The 17,824-nt window shown below is 68.4% G+C and carries 19 protein-coding genes; 10 read left to right on the forward strand and 9 right to left on the reverse strand.

The window, feature by feature from the left end; genetic code table 11:
* Positions 1-3: 3 nt before the first annotated feature.
* Positions 4-372, reverse strand: coding sequence for a response regulator (locus BGO82_RS20180; protein ID WP_291307416.1), 369 nt, complete (start codon positions 370-372; stop codon positions 4-6).
* 256 nt (positions 373-628) lie between these two features.
* Here BGO82_RS20180 and infA point away from each other — a divergent pair, with 256 nt between their 5' ends.
* From infA to BGO82_RS20205, 5 genes are all read left to right on the forward strand, one after another.
* Positions 629-847, forward strand: coding sequence for a translation initiation factor IF-1 (infA, locus tag BGO82_RS20185; RefSeq protein ID WP_291307417.1), 219 nt, complete (start codon positions 629-631; stop codon positions 845-847).
* A 101-nt stretch (positions 848-948) separates the two neighbouring features.
* Complete coding sequence (locus BGO82_RS20190) at positions 949-1,995, forward strand: aldo/keto reductase (RefSeq protein ID WP_291307418.1); 1,047 nt, start codon at positions 949-951, stop codon at positions 1,993-1,995.
* 106 nt (positions 1,996-2,101) lie between these two features.
* Positions 2,102-2,563, forward strand: coding sequence for an iron-responsive transcriptional regulator RirA (gene rirA / locus BGO82_RS20195; protein WP_291307419.1), 462 nt, complete (start codon positions 2,102-2,104; stop codon positions 2,561-2,563).
* A gap of 75 nt (positions 2,564-2,638) precedes the next feature.
* Complete coding sequence (locus BGO82_RS20200) at positions 2,639-4,291, forward strand: DUF6311 domain-containing protein (RefSeq protein ID WP_291307420.1); 1,653 nt, start codon at positions 2,639-2,641, stop codon at positions 4,289-4,291.
* 54 nt (positions 4,292-4,345) lie between these two features.
* The gene (locus BGO82_RS20205) at positions 4,346-6,154 is read left to right on the forward strand and encodes an ABC-F family ATP-binding cassette domain-containing protein (RefSeq protein WP_291307421.1); all 1,809 of its coding nucleotides are present in this window, start codon (positions 4,346-4,348) and stop codon (positions 6,152-6,154) included.
* A 14-nt stretch (positions 6,155-6,168) separates the two neighbouring features.
* On the opposite strand, the gene BGO82_RS20210 is transcribed toward BGO82_RS20205, so the two are convergent.
* Positions 6,169-7,209, reverse strand: a complete 1,041-nt coding sequence (locus tag BGO82_RS20210; protein ID WP_291307422.1) for a LacI family transcriptional regulator — start codon at positions 7,207-7,209, stop codon at positions 6,169-6,171.
* Between the two features lie 520 nt (positions 7,210-7,729).
* On the opposite strand from BGO82_RS20210, the gene BGO82_RS20215 reads away from it, so the two are divergent.
* Positions 7,730-7,945, forward strand: coding sequence for a hypothetical protein (locus BGO82_RS20215; protein ID WP_291307423.1), 216 nt, complete (start codon positions 7,730-7,732; stop codon positions 7,943-7,945).
* Positions 7,946-7,972: 27 nt separating this feature from the next.
* On the opposite strand, the gene BGO82_RS20220 is transcribed toward BGO82_RS20215, so the two are convergent.
* The gene (locus BGO82_RS20220) at positions 7,973-9,082 is read right to left on the reverse strand and encodes a LacI family DNA-binding transcriptional regulator (protein ID WP_291307424.1); all 1,110 of its coding nucleotides are present in this window, start codon (positions 9,080-9,082) and stop codon (positions 7,973-7,975) included.
* Positions 9,083-9,523: 441 nt separating this feature from the next.
* Here BGO82_RS20220 and BGO82_RS20225 point away from each other — a divergent pair, with 441 nt between their 5' ends.
* From BGO82_RS20225 to BGO82_RS20235, 3 genes are all read left to right on the forward strand, one after another.
* Entirely contained in the window at positions 9,524-10,471 is a 948-nt protein-coding gene (locus tag BGO82_RS20225; RefSeq protein WP_291307425.1) for a sugar-binding protein, read from the forward strand.
* Positions 10,472-10,577: 106 nt separating this feature from the next.
* On the forward strand, positions 10,578-12,134 hold the full coding sequence (locus BGO82_RS20230; RefSeq protein ID WP_291307426.1) for a sugar ABC transporter ATP-binding protein: 1,557 nt from the start codon (positions 10,578-10,580) through the stop codon (positions 12,132-12,134).
* A complete protein-coding gene (locus tag BGO82_RS20235; protein ID WP_291307427.1) occupies positions 12,131-13,135 on the forward strand; it encodes an ABC transporter permease in 1,005 nt (334 codons plus the stop codon). The genes BGO82_RS20230 and BGO82_RS20235 overlap by 4 nt, the downstream gene beginning before the upstream one ends.
* A gap of 55 nt (positions 13,136-13,190) precedes the next feature.
* On the opposite strand, the gene BGO82_RS20240 is transcribed toward BGO82_RS20235, so the two are convergent.
* The 6 genes from BGO82_RS20240 to BGO82_RS20265 form a co-directional block, all read right to left on the reverse strand.
* Positions 13,191-13,556 (reverse strand): hypothetical protein, encoded by a 366-nt coding sequence (locus tag BGO82_RS20240; protein WP_291307428.1) that lies wholly within the window; start codon positions 13,554-13,556, stop codon positions 13,191-13,193.
* A gap of 94 nt (positions 13,557-13,650) precedes the next feature.
* Positions 13,651-13,881, reverse strand: a complete 231-nt coding sequence (locus BGO82_RS20245; RefSeq protein WP_291307429.1) for a hypothetical protein — start codon at positions 13,879-13,881, stop codon at positions 13,651-13,653.
* On the reverse strand, positions 13,874-14,023 hold the full coding sequence (locus BGO82_RS20250) for a hypothetical protein (protein WP_291307430.1): 150 nt from the start codon (positions 14,021-14,023) through the stop codon (positions 13,874-13,876). The genes BGO82_RS20245 and BGO82_RS20250 overlap by 8 nt, the downstream gene beginning before the upstream one ends.
* Positions 14,024-14,083: 60 nt before the next feature.
* Positions 14,084-14,632 carry a phosphonate metabolism protein/1,5-bisphosphokinase (PRPP-forming) PhnN gene (gene phnN / locus BGO82_RS20255; protein ID WP_291307431.1) on the reverse strand — a complete coding sequence of 183 codons (549 nt, stop codon included), beginning with the start codon at positions 14,630-14,632 and terminating at the stop codon, positions 14,084-14,086.
* Positions 14,632-15,771, reverse strand: coding sequence for an alpha-D-ribose 1-methylphosphonate 5-triphosphate diphosphatase (locus tag BGO82_RS20260; protein WP_291307432.1), 1,140 nt, complete (start codon positions 15,769-15,771; stop codon positions 14,632-14,634). The genes phnN and BGO82_RS20260 overlap by 1 nt, the downstream gene beginning before the upstream one ends.
* Positions 15,768-16,415: a DUF1045 domain-containing protein gene (locus tag BGO82_RS20265; protein WP_291307433.1), complete on the reverse strand. Its 648-nt coding sequence runs from the start codon at positions 16,413-16,415 to the stop codon at positions 15,768-15,770. Before BGO82_RS20265 ends, BGO82_RS20260 begins: the two co-directional genes overlap by 4 nt.
* 83 nt (positions 16,416-16,498) lie before the next feature.
* Here BGO82_RS20265 and BGO82_RS20270 point away from each other — a divergent pair, with 83 nt between their 5' ends.
* Positions 16,499-17,752: a glycerate kinase gene (locus BGO82_RS20270; RefSeq protein WP_291307434.1), complete on the forward strand. Its 1,254-nt coding sequence runs from the start codon at positions 16,499-16,501 to the stop codon at positions 17,750-17,752.
* The last annotated feature ends 72 nt before the right edge of the window (positions 17,753-17,824 follow it).

Raw genomic sequence — 17,824 nt, forward strand, 5'->3', positions numbered from 1 at the left:
CCGTCATGGCGCCTCGGCGTCCGGCGCGGCCATGGCCGCGACCATCGCCAGCAGCGCCGGCTCCTGGTAGGGCTTGCTGACGAAGCGGGCGCCGCTCGGAAGCTGCCCCGGCCGCACCCCGATCTTGCCGGAAATCACGATCAGCCTTACCGGCGGCCAGCGGTCGCGCACGTGGTGGGCCAGCGCGATGCCATCCATTCCGCCCGGCATGTCGACATCGGTGAGCAGCAGCCGGATCTGCGGATCGGCCTCGAGCCGGCGGATGGCCTCGGTGGCATTGCCGGCTTCCACCACCTCGTAGCCCGCTTCCTCGACGGCTGTCGCCAGCCCCAGCCGGATCAGCGGTTCGTCCTCGACGATCAAGACTCTCATTACGTAGAAACCCCCAAATCCAGCCCGCAACGCCTGGGCCGCGGCTTGGTTCCGCCCGGCGGGCCGATTTTTCGGACAGCTCTCCGGCCGCAGCCCTAAGTCCCGGATTTCGTGAGGCTTGCGTGGTTCACAAAGCCGTCGGCATCCTATAGGGTCCCGCGACTTTCGAACGCATCCTATATATGCAATGCGCCGGCTCCGGCCGGCGGCAGGAAACACTGTTCATCCGGCGCCTGCCGGACCTTACGGAGAGCCTATGGCAAAAGAAGACGTCCTCGAATTTCCCGGTGTCGTGACCGAATTGCTGCCCAACGCCACTTTCCGCGTGAAGCTCGAAAACGACCACGAGATCATCGCCCACACCGCGGGCAAGCTGCGCAAGAACCGCATCCGCGTGCTCGCCGGCGACAAGGTGCTGTGCGAAATGACGCCCTACGATCTGACCAAGGGCCGCCTGGTCTACCGCTTCCGCTGAGCCCCGGGCATCGCGCCCGGCCGGCGGTGCGCCACGCCGCCCTTACCTCGTTCGCCTGCACGCGCTAGAACCCCCGGGCCTCACCTCGGGAGATTCGCGCCATGGACTATCGCCTGCTCGGCCGTTCCGGCCTCAAGGTTTCCGCCCTGTCGATCGGCACCGCCACCTTCGGCGGCGACGGGCTGTGGGGCGCCACCGACGTCAGTGACGCGCAGCGCCAGATCGACCTCTGCCTCGATCATGGCGTCAACCTCGTCGACACCGCCAACGTCTATGCCGACAGCAAGTCCGAAAGCATCCTCGGGGAAGCGCTGAGCGACGGCCGCCGCGACCGCGTGCTGCTCGCCACCAAGGTGCGCTTCGCGCGCGGCCCCGGCCCCAACGATCGCGGCCTCAGCCGCTGGCACATCATCCGCGAATGCGAGAATTCGCTGCGCCGCATGAAGACCGACGTGATCGATCTCTACCAGGTGCACGAATGGGACGGCGAGACGCCGCTCGAGGAGACCATGGAGGCGCTCGATACCCTGATCAAGCAGGGCAAGGTCCGCTATGTCGGCTGCTCCAATTATTCGGCCTGGCATCTGATGAAGGCCCTCGCCATCGCCGACCGCGCCCATTGGCAGCGCTTCGTCAGCCAGCAGATTCACTACACCCTGCAGGCGCGCGAGGCCGAATACGAGCTGGTGCCGCTCGGGCTCGACCAGGGAGTGTCGGTGCTCATCTGGTCGCCGCTCGGCGGCGGCTGGCTGTCGGGCAAGTACACCCGCAATTCGCAGCCCGAATCCGGCCGCCAGGTCAGCGGCTTCCGCGAGCCGCCGATCACCGATTGGGACAAGCTGTGGGACATCGTCGATGTGATCAACGACGTCGCCGCGGCGCATGGCGTGTCCGGGGCGCAGGTGTCGCTCGCCTGGCTGCTGCAGCGCCCGCTGGTCGCTTCGGTGATCATCGGCGGCCGCCGCATCGAGCAGTTCGAGGACAACCTCAAGGCCGCGCATCTGCAGCTCACCGCCGAGGAGGTGGCGCGCCTCGACAAGGTCAGCCAGCCGCCGCTGATCTACCCGTACTGGCACCAGAGCTTCACCGCCACCGACCGGCTCGGCGCCGCCGATCTGGCGCTGCACCGGCCCTATCTCGAAGGGTAGGCGCAACACGCGGCGCGTTGACAAAGCTTAGAACAATTATAAACTAGACCGTGCTCGTCAACAAAAAGCACGTTGCTTTTCAATGACTTGAGCGGAGACCATTGCCATGCGGCTCACCCGCCAGTCCAACTACGCCATCCGCACGCTCGTCTATTGCGCCGTGAATGCGCCGAACCTCAGCCGCATCGCCGACATCGCTCACGCCCATTCGATCTCCGAGCTGTTCCTGTTCAAGCTGATCAAGCCGCTGGTCGACGCCGGGCTGCTCGACACCGTACGCGGCCGCAAGGGCGGTATCCGGCTGGGCCGGCCCGCCGCCGACATCACGCTGCTCGACGTCGTCAAGCTGACCGAGGAGAGCTTCGCCATGGCCGAGTGCTTCGACGGCGGCGGCGACGTGCTCTGTCCGCTGGCCGACGCCTGCGATCTGAGCGGCGCCTTGCGCGAGGCGCTGGGGGCCTTCTTCGACGTGCTCGACGGCTATACCATCGCCGACCTCGCCGGCAAGAAGCGCTCGCTGCGCGAACGCCTCGGCATTGCCGATGCGGCGCCGCCGCCGGTCAACTGAGCGGAAATCGTCCGCTGCGGCGGAACCGATCGATAGAACGCTGCTTTAAGCCTGGGTTAAGCCTGCGGAGTATTCGTGTCCGACAAGCAGCGTGACATCGCCGGCGCGCTGGCGGCAATCGCCCTCGGCCTGGTCGGCTTCTTCGTTCTCGTCGGCTGGACCACCCTCATCCCCACCAATATCGGCTGGCTCGATTTCGCCGATCGCGCCATGCACACGCTGGGCTGGATGTTCTTCCGCCAGGCGCCATGGGGCGTGCCGCCCGGCCTCAACCCGCGGCTCGGCCTCGAGCTCGCCAATTCCATCGGCCTCGTCGACGGGTTGCCGCTGCTGGCGCTGCCGGCCAAGCTGCTGTCGCCCTGGCTGCCGCATCCGGTGCAGTATTGGGGCGTCTGGCTGCTCTGCTGCTTCGCGCTGCAGGCGCTGTTCGCCTGGCTCATCGCGCGCGAGCTCGGCGCCGGCCGCATCCTCGCCCTCATCGCCGCCGGCTTCGCGCTGATCACCCCGGCCTACATGTTCCGCGTCGAGATGCACCTGGCGCTGTCGAGCCACTGGACCATCCTCGCCGCGCTTTGGCTCTCGGTGCGCCGCGACGCGCCGCCGCGCTGGGCCTGGCCGCTGCTCGTGGCGCTGACCGCCGGCATCCACGCCTATCTGCTGGCCATGGTGATGGCGCTGTGGCTCGCCGCCTGCGCCGAGCGCCTGCTCGGCCAGCGCATGCGCTGGCGCGATGCCGCGCTGGAGCTGGCCGCGGGCCTCGCGGCGGCGCTGCTGATCCTGTGGGCGGCCGGCTTTTTCGTCAGCGGCACCACCGGCACCTATGGCTACGGCGCCTACAAGCTCAACCTGTTGTGGCCGCTGCTCACCTACAAGGGCTGGTCGCAGATCGTGCCCGACCTGCCGCACACCCGCTACGACTACGAGGGGCTGAGCTTCCTTGGCATCGGCATCCTCGCGCTCCTCGCGCTGTCGATCGCCTCCGGCGCCATCCTGCGGCTGCGCGCCGCCGCCACCCGCCGCTGGGCGCCGCTGACCCTGACACTGCTGGCGCTGCTGCTCTTTGCCCTGTCCAAGGACGTGGCCTTCGCCGACCGCGAGCTGTTCGTCGTTCCGCTGCCCAGGCCGATCGACAGCCTGGCCTCGACCTTCCGCTCCACCGGGCGCTTCGTCTGGCCGCTGCTCTATCTGGTCACCATCGGCGCCGTGGTGCTCATCGGCACGCGGCTGCGCGCCGCCTTCGCCATTCCGCTGGCGCTCGCCGCCTTCGCCGCGCAGGCGGCCGATTCGGGCCCCGCGCTCCTGACCTTCTCCGAGCGGCTCGCGCCGGTCAGCGACCATTGGCAGAGCCCGCTGCAATCGCCCTTCTGGCAGCGCGCCGCCGCGGCTGGCTACAGCCGCATCCGCGTCATCCCGGTCGTCTCGAACCCCGGCACCGACTGGAAGGCGCTCGGCTATTTCGCCGCGACGCACGACATGGGCATCGATTCGGTCTATCTCGGCCGCGTCGACGCCAAAGATCTCGCCGCCCTGCGGGCGCGCGAGCGCAAGGTCCTCGAAACCGGCGATTTCGACCCCGGTACCCTCTACATTCTCGATCCCAGGAGCGCCCTCGCGGCACAGCAGCACGTCGCCCCCGGCGATCTCCTCGCGCGCATCGACGACCGCATCGTCTTCGCCAAGGGCGGCGCCCCCCTCGCTGACGGCCTTGCGCTAAGCCCGGTGTTCTGACGGCGGCGCGGCCATGGACAGCGCGGGCGGTTTGGGGCATGTCCGCGGCCTGACATGGCCGCCGCTCCGCTTCTCACGCTACAGAACATCCGCCTGACCCTCGGCTCGACGCTGCTGCTCGAGGATGCCGAGCTGTCGGTGCTGCCGGGCGACAAGCTGGCGCTGGTCGGGCGCAACGGTTCGGGCAAGTCGACGCTGCTGAAGATCGCCGCGGGCGAGATCGAGCCCGATGGCGGCCGCCGCTTCCTGCAGCCGGGCGCCACCATCCGCTATCTGCCGCAGGAGCCCGACCTCACCGGCTATGCCACGACGCTCGACTACGCTGCGGCGGGGCTCGAGGCTGGCAACGATCCGCATCGCGCCCGCTATCTGCTCGAGCATCTGGGACTCACCGGCAGCGAAGACCCCGCGCGCCTCTCGGGCGGCGAGGCCCGCCGCGCCGCGCTTGCCCGCGTGCTGGCGCCCGAGCCGGACATCGTGCTGCTCGACGAGCCCACCAACCATCTCGACCTGCCGGCCATCGAATGGCTCGAGGCCGAACTGGCCAATCTGCGCTCGGCGCTGGTCATCATCAGCCACGACCGCCGCTTCCTGAGCGACCTGACCCGCGCCACCATCTGGCTCGACCGCGGCGTCACCCGCCGTCTCAACAAGGGCTTTTCCGCCTTCGAGGACTGGCGCGACACCGTGCTCGAGGAGGAGGCGACCGCCCGCCACAAGCTCGACCGCCAGATCGTGCGCGAGGAGCATTGGCTGACCTACGGCGTCACCGCCCGCCGCAAGCGCAACGTCCGCCGCCTCGAGGGACTGCACACGCTGCGCCGCGAGCGCCGCGAGCTGAAGCGCCAGGTCGGCGCGGTGCGGCTGTCGGTGGCCGAGGCCGACATGTCCGGCAAGCTGGTGCTGGAGGCCGAGCGCATCTCCAAGAGGTTCGGCGAGCGGCCGATCGTCACCGATTTCTCGACCCGCATCCTGCGCGGCGACCGCGTCGGCGTCATCGGTGCCAACGGCGCCGGCAAGACCACGCTGCTGCGCCTGTTGACCGGCGAGCTCGCGCCCGACAGCGGCCGCGTCCGGCTCGGCGCCAATCTCGAGATCGCGACGCTCGACCAGCGCCGCCGCAGCCTCGACCCCTCGGCGACGCTGAAGGAGGCGCTGACCGCGGGCGGCTCGGACACGCTCATCATCAACGGCCAGCCCAAGCACGTCGTCGGCTACATGAAGGACTTCCTGTTCACCCCCGAGCAGGCCCGCACCGCCGTCGAAAAGCTCTCTGGCGGCGAGCGTGGCCGGCTCGCGTTGGCGCGCGCCTTGGCGCTGCCCTCCAACCTGCTGGTGCTCGACGAGCCGACCAACGACCTCGACCTCGAAACCCTCGATCTGCTGCAGGAGATGCTGGGCGACTATCCCGGCACCGTCATCGTCGTCAGCCACGACCGCGACTTCCTCGATCGCGTCGCGACCTCGGTGATCGTCGCCGAAGGCGAGGGCAAATGGACCGAATATGCCGGCGGCTATTCCGACATGGTGGCCCAGCGCGGCTTCGGCGTCACCAAGCCGGAGCTGGAAAAGGCGCCGAAGGCCGAGCGCGCCGCAACCGCCCCGGCGGCGCCGCCCCCGACTCGCGCCAAGCTGTCGTTCAAGCAGAAGCACGCGCTGGAGACGCTGCCCAAGGACATCGCCCGGCTCGCCGGCGAGATCGAACGCCTCCAGGCGCAACTTGCCGATCCCGGCTTCTACGGTCGCGACCCTAAGGACTTCGCCGCCGCCTCGGCAAAGCTCACCACCGCCGAAGCTGCCAAGGCCAAGGCGGAGGACGATTGGCTCGAGCTGGAAATGCTGCGCGAAGAGATCGAGGGCTGACGGCGCCGCGCTGGCTAGAACGGGATTTCCGGCAGCTGCAGGATTTGCAGCGTTTCGGCCGGTTCCCCCTTCAGGCGGCGGAGCAGCAATTCGCCCATCTGCCGGCCCGCGAGCGCGATGTCCTCGCTGATCGCATCCACCTTCGGCCGCACCAGCGAGAAGATGCCGCTCATCTGCTTGGTGACGATGTCGGCGTCGCGCCCCACCTGCAGGCCGCTGTCGACCATGCCGGCGATCACCGCCAGCGCCACGGCGTCGCCGGGCGACACATAGGCGTCCGGCGCGTCGCCCTGTGCGATCCGCGCCATCGTCAGCTTGCGGATTTCCTCGGCCGGATCGTCCAGCGTCACGCGCGTTTCGAGCTCGTAGCGCATCCCGGATTCTTCCGCCGCCTGCACCAGTCCGTCGTGCAGATGCCGGCCGAACATGAAGCGCGGATTGGCGGAGATCATCGCCACGTGCTTGCGTCCCTTGGCGGCCAGCCGCTTCACCGCCTCGTAGGCGAAGGTGAAATTGTCGTAGTCGACGAAGGCGTGCCCGCCGATCTCGGTACGGCCGTGGGTGACGAAGGGGAAATTGCTTTCGAGCAGCAGCTTCACCCGCGCATCGTCCGGCTCGGTGCGCGAAAAGATCACCCCGTCCGCCATGCGGTTGCGCAGTACGTAGTTGATCGGATCGAGCGGCGAGCCGCCCCGCGCGGTCGGGGTGATCACCAGGTGGTAGGGCGTACCGCGGAAGGCAGAGCTCAGCCCGCTCACCATCGACTGCCCGAAATTGAGGATTTCGTCGTGCGGATCGAGGATCAGGCTCACCACATGCGTGCGCCCGGTCTTGAGCCTGAGCGCCGTACGGTCGGGCACGTAGCCGATCTCGGCCGCGATCCTCTGCACCCGGCTGCGGGTCTCCTCGCTGAGCTCCGGGGCGTTGTTGAGGGCACGCGAAATCGTCGTGATCGCGAGCCCGGTCATCTCGGCGATCGTGCGCAGGGTGGGCTTGTCCGAGCGCGGCGCGCCGCGCTTGGGCCGTGGTGCCGGCCGCGGGGCACGTTCGTCCAACCGTTCCTCCCTCTCAGCGCCCGGTCGCCCTCACGACCCTGCGCCGCCATCCTATATCGGCAGCCTGCAGCGCGTGGCACTGTTTCGTTCGCTTAGCTGACCAGATCGTGCAATCGTTTTCAAGACCGCGGGGTCGGTGCCGGCCGGCGCAAAATTTCTCGCAAGCGTGATTGCTTTAGACAAACGTCGCCTTGCTCTCGCCCACGAAACGGCTCATGAGTGGGCGTGGCGAAATTATTCGCCGTTGCAGCGGCTTGCGGATTCGGCATTGCGCCCTATCTCCAGGCCAGGTGTTTGGCCAGCCCGCCAGGGCCCAGACCGGAAAGGGACGAAGGAATGATCCGACTCGATCGCATCGCTGCCCATGCCGGGATTCAAGCCAAACGCGTACACACCTCCGTAGGGTGTTTCCGAAACTGGCGAATGTGACCCCTGGGGTCGTCTGACCCGTCACTCTCGCGTCTCACAGTTCCACTAACACCCCGGTCGCCGGCATCCGGCGCCGAAGGAGGCATGTTCCATGCAGCACCAGACTTTTCCCCGGCCACCTTCCTCCAAGCCGATCGCCATCGAGGTCGACGGCGAGCCGCTGGGCGTCGTCGTTCCGGCGGACGAGGGCTATCGCTTCCTCGCCGTCCGGCTCAATGCCTTCGCCGTCGATGGCAAGATCTTCACTACGGTCGAAGCGGCGCGCGATGCCGTCAGCGCCGTCGTGCACACCGGCGCGGACGACTGAGCGTCTGCGCCGGCGCCGCGTCGCCGGTCAGGAGCCGACGAACGGCCGCGGCGGCCCGACCGAATCGCGTTTGACCAGCGGACATTCGAGCTTGGTGATCGGATGCCGCTTCTGCCGCGGGTCGAACGGCTCGCTCAGCCGCTCGATCGCCCATTGCCCCATCGCCCGGTGCGGCAGGATCGAGGTGGTGAGCCGCGGGTGCAAATGGCGCGAGATCTCCTCGTCGTCATAGCCCACCACCGAGATGTCCTCGGGGATCGACAGCCCAGCTTCCTTCAGCGCCTCGAAGCAGCCGATCGCGGTGCGGTCGTTCTGGCAGAAGATCGCCGTCGGCCGGTCGCGCAATTGCAGCAGCTTGCGCGTGCCGTGATAGCCGGCGCTCGCCGACCAGTCGCCCTCGACCACGAGGCTCGGATCGAACGGGATGTCGGCCGTCGCCAGCGCCCGCCGATAGCCCTCGAGCCGGTCCTGCGCCGCCTCCATCCATGATTCGCCCAGGATCGTGCCGATGCGCCGGTGCCCCATCTCGATCAGGTGGCGGGTGGCGCTCTGCCCGCCGGCGATCTCCCCCGGCACCACCGAGGGGAAGGCGTGGTCGGCGGTGTAGCAGTTGAGCAGGATCACCGGCACGTCGAGCTCCTTGAGCACCGGCGGCGCCACGATCTCGCGCGTGAAGATGGTCATGTAGATGAAGGCCGACACGCCCTGCGCCAGGAGCGCGGCGATGGTGCGCGGCTCCATCACCGGGTCCGACATCGTCTGCGCCACCAGGATGATGTTGCCGGCGCCCCACGCCGCCTGCCGCGCGCCCTCGATCGCCACCACCGCTTCCGGGCTCGTCGCCAGCTGGTCGACAGCAAAGCCGATCAGCCCGTCGGTGCGCACCACCGGGGGCGCCGGCTGCAGGTCGGCGAAGCTGGCGGCGGCGTAGCCCAGAGCGCGCGCCGCCTCGATCACCCGCTCGCGCGTCTGCTGCGAAATCCTGATGCCCGCGGTGCGGTTGAGCACGAATGACACCGTCGCCTGCGAGCAGCCGGCCTCGCGCGCGATGTCGATCATCGTCACCCGGCGCGCCCCGGTGCGGCGCGGCCGACGCACGGTCGTCGTAGCGGCCGCGCCCTTGCCCTCGGCATCCATTGTCGATCGCCCCCTGTCCCCGCCCCGCATAGTCTCTCCTGGCCGCCCGGCGCAACCCGGCGCATCGGCGCGAGCGACTAATATTTATTATCAATCATCACACCGAAAAGCCGCGTCCCGCAAGGGGTTTGCCTGAAAACGGCTCCAAAACACCCCTAGTGACAACGAAATCACCACGCTGCCCGCACAAGCCGGCTTGACCTCGATATTAGTAATAAGCATAACTTGTGGCGGCGACGGTCACATGTCGCCACGCCGACCGGGGCGAACGCTCCGGGACGCGGTCCGGAGAAAAATCATACTTTTCACTGGACAGCGTCGAAAAGTATGATTTTCTTGTGCGGTGCCTCGACCCGGGGCCGAGCCGGCAAAGACCGGCACAGGCCCGAGCCGACCGACGCACAGGAACCCTGCTGCGGCAGGGACATGGGAGGAATATCGATGAAAGTCTTGGCTTCGGCCGCCGCGATCGCGGTGGCTGCACTCATGGTCTCGGGCGCCGCGTTCGCTCAGGACAAACCCACTCTGGCCTTCGTTGCCAACGGTGCGTCCGACTTCTGGAAGGCCGCCGAGGCCGGCATGAAGAAGGCGCAGGCCGAGCTGCCCGACTACACGCTGGAGTTCAAATATCCGGACCAGTCGTCGGTCGCCAACCAGCAGGCGCTGATGGACAATCTGGCCACCGCCGGCGTCAAGGCCATCATGGTCTCCGCCGTCGATCCCAAGGCCACCGATGTGCTCGACAAGATCGCCGGTGAAACGGCGCTCTTCACCACCGATTCCGACGCGCCCAATTCCAAGCGCATCGCCTATATCGGCTCGTCCAACGTCGATGCCGGCAAGCAGGCGGCGGAGATCGCCAAGAAGGCGATGCCCAACGGCGCCAAATGCATGGGCTTCGTCGGCCTGCTCGATGCCGCCAACTACAAGGAGCGCGCGCAGGGCTTCGTCGAAGGCCTCAAGGGCACCAACATCACGCTCGTCGACACCAAGGGCGACGGCATCGACCAGACCCGGGCCAAGGCCAACGTCTCCGACGTCCTGGCGGCGAACCCCGACATCAACTGCATGGTCGGCTTCTACTCCTACAACACGCCGCGTATCTACGAGGCGCTCAAGGATGCCGGCAAGCTGGGCCAGATCACCGTCGTCGGCTTCGACGACGATCCGATCACCCTGGGCGGCATCAAGGAAGGCAACATTGCCGGCACCGTGGTGCAGCAGCCCTTCGAGTGGGCCTATCAGGGCTTCAAGCTGATGGCCGCCTACCTCAAGGGCGACAAGTCGGGCATCCCGGCCAACGGCCAGCTCATCGTGCCGACCAAGATCCTGTACGCGGCGGACATCGATGCCTACGCCGCCAATCTCAAGGCGATGTCGGGCAAGTAAGTGCGGAGGTCCGGCCGCCCAGCAGCGGCCGGACCCGGTCTTCCCGGCGGGCGGCAGGCACCCCGTGCTTGTCGCCCGCATCCCTTGGGCCTAACCTTGAGCTGAGATGACCAGCGCTGCTGCCGCTTCCGCGCCGGCTCCGGCCGAGCCGTTCCTCGTCCTTTCGGGCATCCGCAAGGCCTATCCCGGCGTTCTCGCGCTGCAGGGCTTTTCGATGAGCGTGGCACCCGGCGAGGTCATCGGCCTCGTCGGCGAGAACGGCGCCGGCAAATCCACTCTGATGAAGATCCTGGGCGGCGTCATCGCCCCCGATGCCGGCACCATCACCATCGATGGCGTCGAGGAAAGCGCGCTGAGCGTCGCCGCGTCGATGCGCGCCGGCATCGCCTTCGTGCACCAGGAGCTCAACCTCTTCGACAATCTCGACGTTGCCGCCAACGTCTATATCGGCCGCGAGCCGCGCACCGGCGGGCTGCTCAACATCGTCGACACCGCCAAGCAGCGCCAGATGGTGGCGCCGTTCCTGAAGCGCCTCGGCGCCAGCTTCGGCCCGGCGACGCCCGTCAGCCGGCTGTCGCTCGCCCAGCAGCAGATGGTCGAGATCGCCAAGGCGCTGTCGATGCATGCGCGCCTCGTCATCCTCGACGAGCCCACCTCCAGCCTGCCGCTCAGCGAGACCGCCAAGCTGCTCGACGTCATCGCCGCCCTGAAGCGCGACGGCATCAGCGTCATCTTCATTTCGCACCGCCTGCACGAGATCAAGGCCGCCGCCGACCGCGTCATCGTCCTGCGCGACGGCAAGCTCGCCGGCACGCTCGACAAGGCCGAGATCGAGCACGACCGCATGGTCAAGCTGATGATCGGCCGCGACCTCAAGGCCCACGTCTCGGCGCCGGCGCAGCCGCCGGGCAAGGTGGCCATGCGTGTCTCCGGCGTGCGCACCGCCACCTATCCGGGCCAGACCGTCGACCTCGAGCTGAGGAGCGGCGAAATCCTCGGCATCGCCGGCCTCGTCGGCTCCGGGCGCACCGAGCTCGCCCGCGCCATGTTCGGCATCGATCCGATCTTCGGCGGCAGCTTCGAGCTGGACGGTGCGCCGTTCCAGCCGAGCCACGCTTCGCGGGCGGTCGAGCGCGGCCTCTTCCTCGTGCCCGAGGACCGCAAGCTCGCCGGCCTGCTGCTCGACCTGCCGATCACCCAGAACATCTCGCTGCCCGACCTGCCCACCCATGCGCGCAATTTCATGGTCAGCACCGCGAGCGAGACCAGGACGGCCGAAACGCAGCGGCGCAACCTCGGCATCAAGGCGCCGCAGGTCAGCACCAAGGCCGCCAATCTGTCGGGCGGCAACCAGCAGAAGGTGGTGTTGGGCAAGTGGCTGGCCATGTCGCCCAAGGTGATGATCTTCGACGAGCCGACGCGCGGCATCGACGTCGGCGCCAAGGCCGAAATCTACAGGCTCATGCGCGGCCTCGCCGACGCCGGCGTCGCCGTGATGATGATCTCGTCCGACATGGAGGAGGTGATCGGCGTTTCCGATCGCATCGCCGTCATGCACGAGGGCCGCATATCGGGGACGCTGGATCGCGACCGCTTCAGCGAGGAAAACGTGCTGCAGCTCGCGGTGGGCAAGCCGTTGCAACAGGAGGAGACGGCGGCATGAACAAGAAGGACCTCGGTCTTCTCATTCTCATCATCGTGGTGGGCGCCGTGGTGGCGCTGATCAACCCGCGCTTCCTGCTGCCGATCAACATCGCCAACACCGCCAACCTCGTCGGCATGTTCGGCATCTCGGCGCTCGGCCAGGCCTTCGTCATCATCACCGCCGGCATCGAATTGTCGGTCGGCTCGATGATCGCCCTGGTCGGCGTGCTGTTCGTCGATTTCATCGCCAACCAGGGCATCCCCTGGCCGGTCGCGGTGGTGCTGATGCTGCTGCTCGGCGTCGCCATCGGGCTGTTCCATGGCCTCCTGATCACCAGGCTCCACATGCAGCCGTTCATCGTCACGCTGTGTGGACTGCTGTTCTATCGCGGCATCGCGCGCTTCTATACGCAGGATTCGACCGCCGGCTTCGCCTTCGGCCAGAGCTTCCCCGACCTCGAATTCATCACCGCCGGACGCAGCTGGGGCATCCCCAATTCGTTCATCGCCATGCTCATCCTGGCCATCATCATGTGGTTCGTGCTGCACCGCTCGGTGTTCGGCCGCTACCTCTATGCGGTGGGCAAGAACGAAGAGGCAGCCCGCTATTCCGGCATCAAGACCGGCATGGTGATCGTCGCCGCCTATGTCATCTGCCAGGTGCTGACGGTGATTTCGGCGCTGTATTTCGCCATGTACACGCGCTCCATCTCGCCCGGCTCGCACGGCAATTTCTACGAGCTCTACGCCATCGCCGCCGCCGTGCTCGGCGGTTTCTCGCTGCGCGGCGGCGAGGGCTCGATCATCGGCGCGCTGCTCGGCGTGGTGCTGTTGCAGGAGCTGCAGAACCTGGTCAATTTGCTCGGCATCCCCTCGTCACTCAACTTCGCGGTGATGGGCGGCGTCATCCTCATCGGCGTCTTGATCGATCAGCAGTTCGACGCCTATCGCGAGCGCCGCCGCATCGCCGATGCCGCCCGCCAGCAGCCGGCGCAGCCGCAAGGCACTCCGGCCGAATAGGCAACGAAAAACCCCCGCCATCGCTGGCGGGGGTTTGTCATGGACCCGGAGCGGATCAGCCGGCCGAGGACGACGAGGCCGGCGCCATCGGCGTCGCTTCGCTCGATGAGGCGGGGGCCATCGGGGTGGCTTCGCTCGACGACGCGGGAGCCATCGGCGTGGCTTCCGACGACGAGGCCGGCGCCATCGGCGTGGCTTCAGACGAGGACGCGGCTTCGCTCGACGAAACCGGGGCGGCTTCCGACGAAGACACCGGGGCCGCTTCCGAGGACGAGGCCGGCGCCGCTTCCGACGAGCTGACCACGGCCGAGCTCGACGCGGTGTTCACCGTGGTGGTGTTGCCGCCGCGGTTGAAGATCCAGATGAGGCCGATGATCACGATCACGGCGACGATGATGATAATCCAGGTGTTGCGGTTCATGGGGTTGACCCTTGGTTGGTGGAGGAGGTTTCGGGAAGATTGCTGTAGATCATGCCTGACGCTTGGCCGCTTCCCTGCTCAACAGCCAGTGTTCTCATCCGTCATTGGCGGCGTTCAGTTCCGCCGGCTCTTTGCCATCGTCTTCAGAGGTGTCGCCGCGTAGCGCACTTTCCACCGCCTCGGCAAGGGCCACCACGTCGATGGTGCCCTTGATCGGGTAGGCCGTCAGCCGGTGCGGATCGTCGGGCGGCCGCCCGCCCTGACCCTGCCGGTCGAGTTCGCCGACCAGCGCGTCGACCACCATACGTTCGGAAATCTCAGCCATTGCCTTGCACCTGGACACCGCCCTTGTCGACGGTGATGGACAGCGCCGGCTTGTGGGTTTCCTGGTAGATCAGATAGCCGGCAAGCACGACCACCGCCACGACCAGCACGCCGATCACGGCGAACATTGCACTTCGGCTCATCACCCGGTTCCCTCGAGCGGACGCATTTCCGGCACAAAACGCCGCGGCGCAGCAAAAGGTTCACGCCGGCCCGGAAATCCCGAGCGCCGCGAGAAACGCCGCGGTGGCCTCGGCCAGCGAACCGGAATTGTCGATGCGGATGGCGCCGGGCAGCGGCGTTGCCACCTCGCGGGCGAGCCGGCGCCCGATCTCCTCGGCGGTTTCCCGCCCGCGGCCGGCCAGCCGCGCGGCGCGCACCTCCGGCGCCGCCTCGATCAGCAGCACCCGCAGCTCGGCAAAACGCCGCCCCGCCTCGGCGACCATGGCGCGCGAGCCATTGACCACCACAATCCGGCCGTCGCGCAGATCGGTCAGCAGCGTCGCCGGCAGCCCGTAGCTCAGCCCATGCGCCTGCCAGTCGAGGGCGAAAGCGCCGGCGGCGCGCATCCGGGCGAACTGCTCCACGCTCACGGACTCGTGATCCTCCAGCGCCGCCACCGCGCTGCGGGTGATGATCCGGCGCGGAAACACCACCCTCGGATTGCCCCGCAGCGCCGCCTTCGCCGCCGCGATCAGCGTATCCTTGCCGGCGCCCGACGGCCCGACCACCAGCACGAGGCAGCCGGCCATCAGCTCACCCGCCGCCCCTGCCGCCACACGCCGCGGATCACCGGCATGTCGCCATGCAGGCGCACCCGCACCAGATCGGCGCGCTTGCCGCTGGCGATCTCGCCGCGATCGGCCAGATGCGCCGCCCGCGCCGGCGTCGCCGTCACCATGCCGATGGCCCGCGGCAGGCCGACGCCCTCGACCACCTGCGGCAGCATGAACGCCGCCTGGATCAGCGCTCCCGGCACGTAGTCCGAGCTCAGCACGTCGAGGCAGCCCTCGCGCGCCAGATCCGTGGCGGCGATGTTGCCCGAATGCGAGCCGCCGCGCACCACGTTGGGCGCCCCCATCAGCACCGCGAGCCCCGCCGCATGCGACTGCTCCGCCGCCACCATGGTGGTGGGAAATTCCGCGATGCTCACCCCGTCGCGCACCGATTCCGCCACGTGCTCGGGCGTCGCATCGTCATGGCTCGCAAAGGCGATGCCCGCCGCCAGCCCGCGCTTCAGGATCGCGGCGCGGCTGGCGGCGGCATAGCGCTGCTGCCGCTCGCGCCGGGCTGCGATGAAGGCGTCGATCTCGGCGTCCGAAAAGCGCATGCGTTCCTTGTAGAACGCCACGAACTTGCCCATCGTCTGGTACTGCCGCTGCCCCGGCGTGTGGTCCATCACCGAGGCGAGCCTGACCAGCGGCAGATCGCAGAAGCGCTCGAAATCGTCGACCACGTCGGGCGTCGGCAATTCGCAGCGCAGATGCACCAGATGGTCGGCCCTGAGCCGGCCGTCGGCGACCCCGGCGGTGATCGCCTCGATCAGCACCTCGATATGGTCGCCCATGCCGCCTTCGGACTGTTCCGGCTCCGAGCCGATGCGCACCGCGTCGAACACCGTGGTGATGCCCGATCCGGCGATCTGCACGTCGTGCGCCATCAGCGCCCCGAGCGGGTTCCAGTAAACCCCCGGCCGCGGCCGGTAATGCGCCTCGAGCTGGTCGGTGTGCAGCTCGATCAGGCCGGGGATCAGATAGTCGCCCTCGCAATCCTCGCCGACGCTGCCGCCCGCATCCACCGCCGCGATCGTTCCGTCCACGATCCTGATGCTGCCGTCGACGATCTCGTCGCCCAGCACGATCCTGGCATTGGTGAATGCGCTCTCCGTCACGCGGCACCTCCCGAAAGTTCGAAATCCTCCAGACGCTCGAACGGCGCCCCCGCTTGCGCCTCGCGGAAAAGCACCAGCCGGTCAAGCCGGATCGGCGCGGCCAGCGCCGCGGCGAACCACGCCTCGGCCGCGCTGCGGACGGCCGCCTGCCGCGGCGCCGGCAGCCGGTCGGTCAGCGTCATGTGGAACTGGAACTGCTCGAGCACATAGGGGTAGCCATAGACATCGACCAGCTCGGCCTGCCGCGTTGTCAGCGGCGCTGCGAGCCGCCGCGCCCGGTCTTCCGCCGTCAGCGGCGCCCGGAACGGCTCGAACGCCGTCACCACCGTGGCCGCGAAATCGGTGAGCGCCTGCGGCTGCGGCGCGGTGGTCAGCGCCAGGAACGCTCCGATCGGCCGCGGCGCGAGGGAATCCAGCATCACCGGCCGGTGGCGTGCCGCAAAGCTCGCCAGCGCCGCCGCCAGCCCGGCCCGATCGGTGCCGGCCCGCAACGCCATCGGCGCCTTGAGCGTCGCGTGAAAGCCGTAGCGCCGCGCCGACACCGTGGCTTCCTGCAGGTCCGGCCGGGCGAGCCACGCCGCCGCCGCCCGCTCCAGCGCCGAGCCGGCGGCCGGGGCGAAATAAACGGCGAAACGCTCGGTCATGCTGGGGATGCGGTCACGGTAGGCTCTGGCTAGAACCGGCAGTTGACGGCATTGTGGCTGCCATCGCAAGCCTTTGAGCCACCATGGACCGCGCCCTTCTCGAAGACCTGTTCCGCGCCGCCGTCGCCGCCGCCGATCCTGGCCGCGCCGTCGCCGCGCATCTGCCGCCCAAGCCGCGCGGCCGCACCGTCGTGGTCGGCGCCGGCAAGGCCTCGGCCCAGATGGCGGCCGCCTTCGAGCGCCATTGGGGCGAGCCGGTCGGCGGCCTCGTCGTTACCCGCTACGGCTATGGCGTGCCCACCAGCCGCATCGAGATCGTCGAGGCGTCGCACCCGGTGCCCGACGAGGCTGGCTATCTCGCCGCCCGCCGCATCATGTCGAGCGTGCACGGCCTCGGTCCCGACGATCTGGTGGTGGCGCTGATCTCGGGCGGCGGCTCGGCCCTGCTGCCCGCGCCCGGCGCCGGCATGAGCTTCGACGACGAGCAGGAGGTGACGCGCATCCTGCTCGCCTCCGGCCTGCCGATCTCGGTGATGAACCAGGTCCGCAACGAGCTCAGCGCCATCAAGGGCGGCCGCCTCGCTGCGCTGGCCGCGCCGGCCCGCGTCGCCACCCTCATCGTGTCCGACGTCGCCGGCGACGATCCGGCGCTGGTCGCCTCGGGGCCGACAGTGCCGATCGCCGGCTCGCGCGCCGAGGTCCGCCATCTGCTGGCATTGCACGGCGTCACCCTGCCGCCGGCCGCCACGGCGCTGCTCGCCTCCGCCGACAACCCGGCACCGCGTCCGGACGATCCGCGCTTTGCCAGCAACAGCGTCACCATCGTCGCCTCCTCGGCGCTGTCGCTCGAAGCCGCCGCGTCGCTCGGCCGGCAGCGCGGCCTCAACAGCCACATTCTCTCCGACGCCATCGAGGGCGAGGCGCGCGACGTGGCGCAGGTCCTCGCGGCGCTGAGCAAGGAGGTCGATCTGCGCGACCGTCCCTTCCGCCGTCCGGCGCTGCTGCTCTCGGGCGGCGAGACCACGGTCACGGTGCGCGGCAAGGGCAAAGGCGGCCGCAATTCCGAATTCCTCTTGTCCTTCGCGCTCGCCATCGAGGGCGTCGACGGCATCTCGGCGCTCGCCGCCGACACCGACGGCATCGACGGCTCCGAGGATAATGCCGGCGCCGTCGCCGACGGCACCACCTGCGCCCGCATGCGGCAGGCCGGCATCGACCCCCGCGCCGCGCTCGCCGGCAACGACGCCTACACCGCCTTCAAGGCCATCGACGCGCTGGTGGTCACCGGCCCCACCGGCACCAACGTCAACGACTTCCGCGCCATCCTGATCCGCTGATCACCAGCGGTTGGCCGAGCGAGCCTTCTCAGGCTCGATCGGCCAGAGCACAAGAAAAAACCAGGAGGGGAC

Source organism: Devosia sp. 67-54 (assembly GCF_001899075.1).
Taxonomy (GTDB): domain Bacteria; phylum Pseudomonadota; class Alphaproteobacteria; order Rhizobiales; family Devosiaceae; genus Devosia_A.

Coding starts and splice junctions, on each gene's coding strand:
- BGO82_RS20180 (WP_291307416.1), bottom strand. CDS start 372: ATGAGAGTCTTGATCGTCGAGGACGAACCGCTGATCCGGCTGGGGCTG.
- infA (WP_291307417.1), top strand. CDS start 629: ATGGCAAAAGAAGACGTCCTCGAATTTCCCGGTGTCGTGACCGAATTG.
- BGO82_RS20190 (WP_291307418.1), top strand. CDS start 949: ATGGACTATCGCCTGCTCGGCCGTTCCGGCCTCAAGGTTTCCGCCCTG.
- rirA (WP_291307419.1), top strand. CDS start 2,102: ATGCGGCTCACCCGCCAGTCCAACTACGCCATCCGCACGCTCGTCTAT.
- BGO82_RS20205 (WP_291307421.1), top strand. CDS start 4,346: ATGGCCGCCGCTCCGCTTCTCACGCTACAGAACATCCGCCTGACCCTC.
- BGO82_RS20215 (WP_291307423.1), top strand. CDS start 7,730: ATGCAGCACCAGACTTTTCCCCGGCCACCTTCCTCCAAGCCGATCGCC.
- BGO82_RS20220 (WP_291307424.1), bottom strand. CDS start 9,082: ATGGATGCCGAGGGCAAGGGCGCGGCCGCTACGACGACCGTGCGTCGG.
- BGO82_RS20225 (WP_291307425.1), top strand. CDS start 9,524: ATGAAAGTCTTGGCTTCGGCCGCCGCGATCGCGGTGGCTGCACTCATG.
- BGO82_RS20230 (WP_291307426.1), top strand. CDS start 10,578: ATGACCAGCGCTGCTGCCGCTTCCGCGCCGGCTCCGGCCGAGCCGTTC.
- BGO82_RS20235 (WP_291307427.1), top strand. CDS start 12,131: ATGAACAAGAAGGACCTCGGTCTTCTCATTCTCATCATCGTGGTGGGC.
- BGO82_RS20240 (WP_291307428.1), bottom strand. CDS start 13,556: ATGAACCGCAACACCTGGATTATCATCATCGTCGCCGTGATCGTGATC.
- BGO82_RS20245 (WP_291307429.1), bottom strand. CDS start 13,881: ATGGCTGAGATTTCCGAACGTATGGTGGTCGACGCGCTGGTCGGCGAA.
- BGO82_RS20250 (WP_291307430.1), bottom strand. CDS start 14,023: ATGAGCCGAAGTGCAATGTTCGCCGTGATCGGCGTGCTGGTCGTGGCG.
- phnN (WP_291307431.1), bottom strand. CDS start 14,632: ATGGCCGGCTGCCTCGTGCTGGTGGTCGGGCCGTCGGGCGCCGGCAAG.
- BGO82_RS20265 (WP_291307433.1), bottom strand. CDS start 16,415: ATGACCGAGCGTTTCGCCGTTTATTTCGCCCCGGCCGCCGGCTCGGCG.
- BGO82_RS20270 (WP_291307434.1), top strand. CDS start 16,499: ATGGACCGCGCCCTTCTCGAAGACCTGTTCCGCGCCGCCGTCGCCGCC.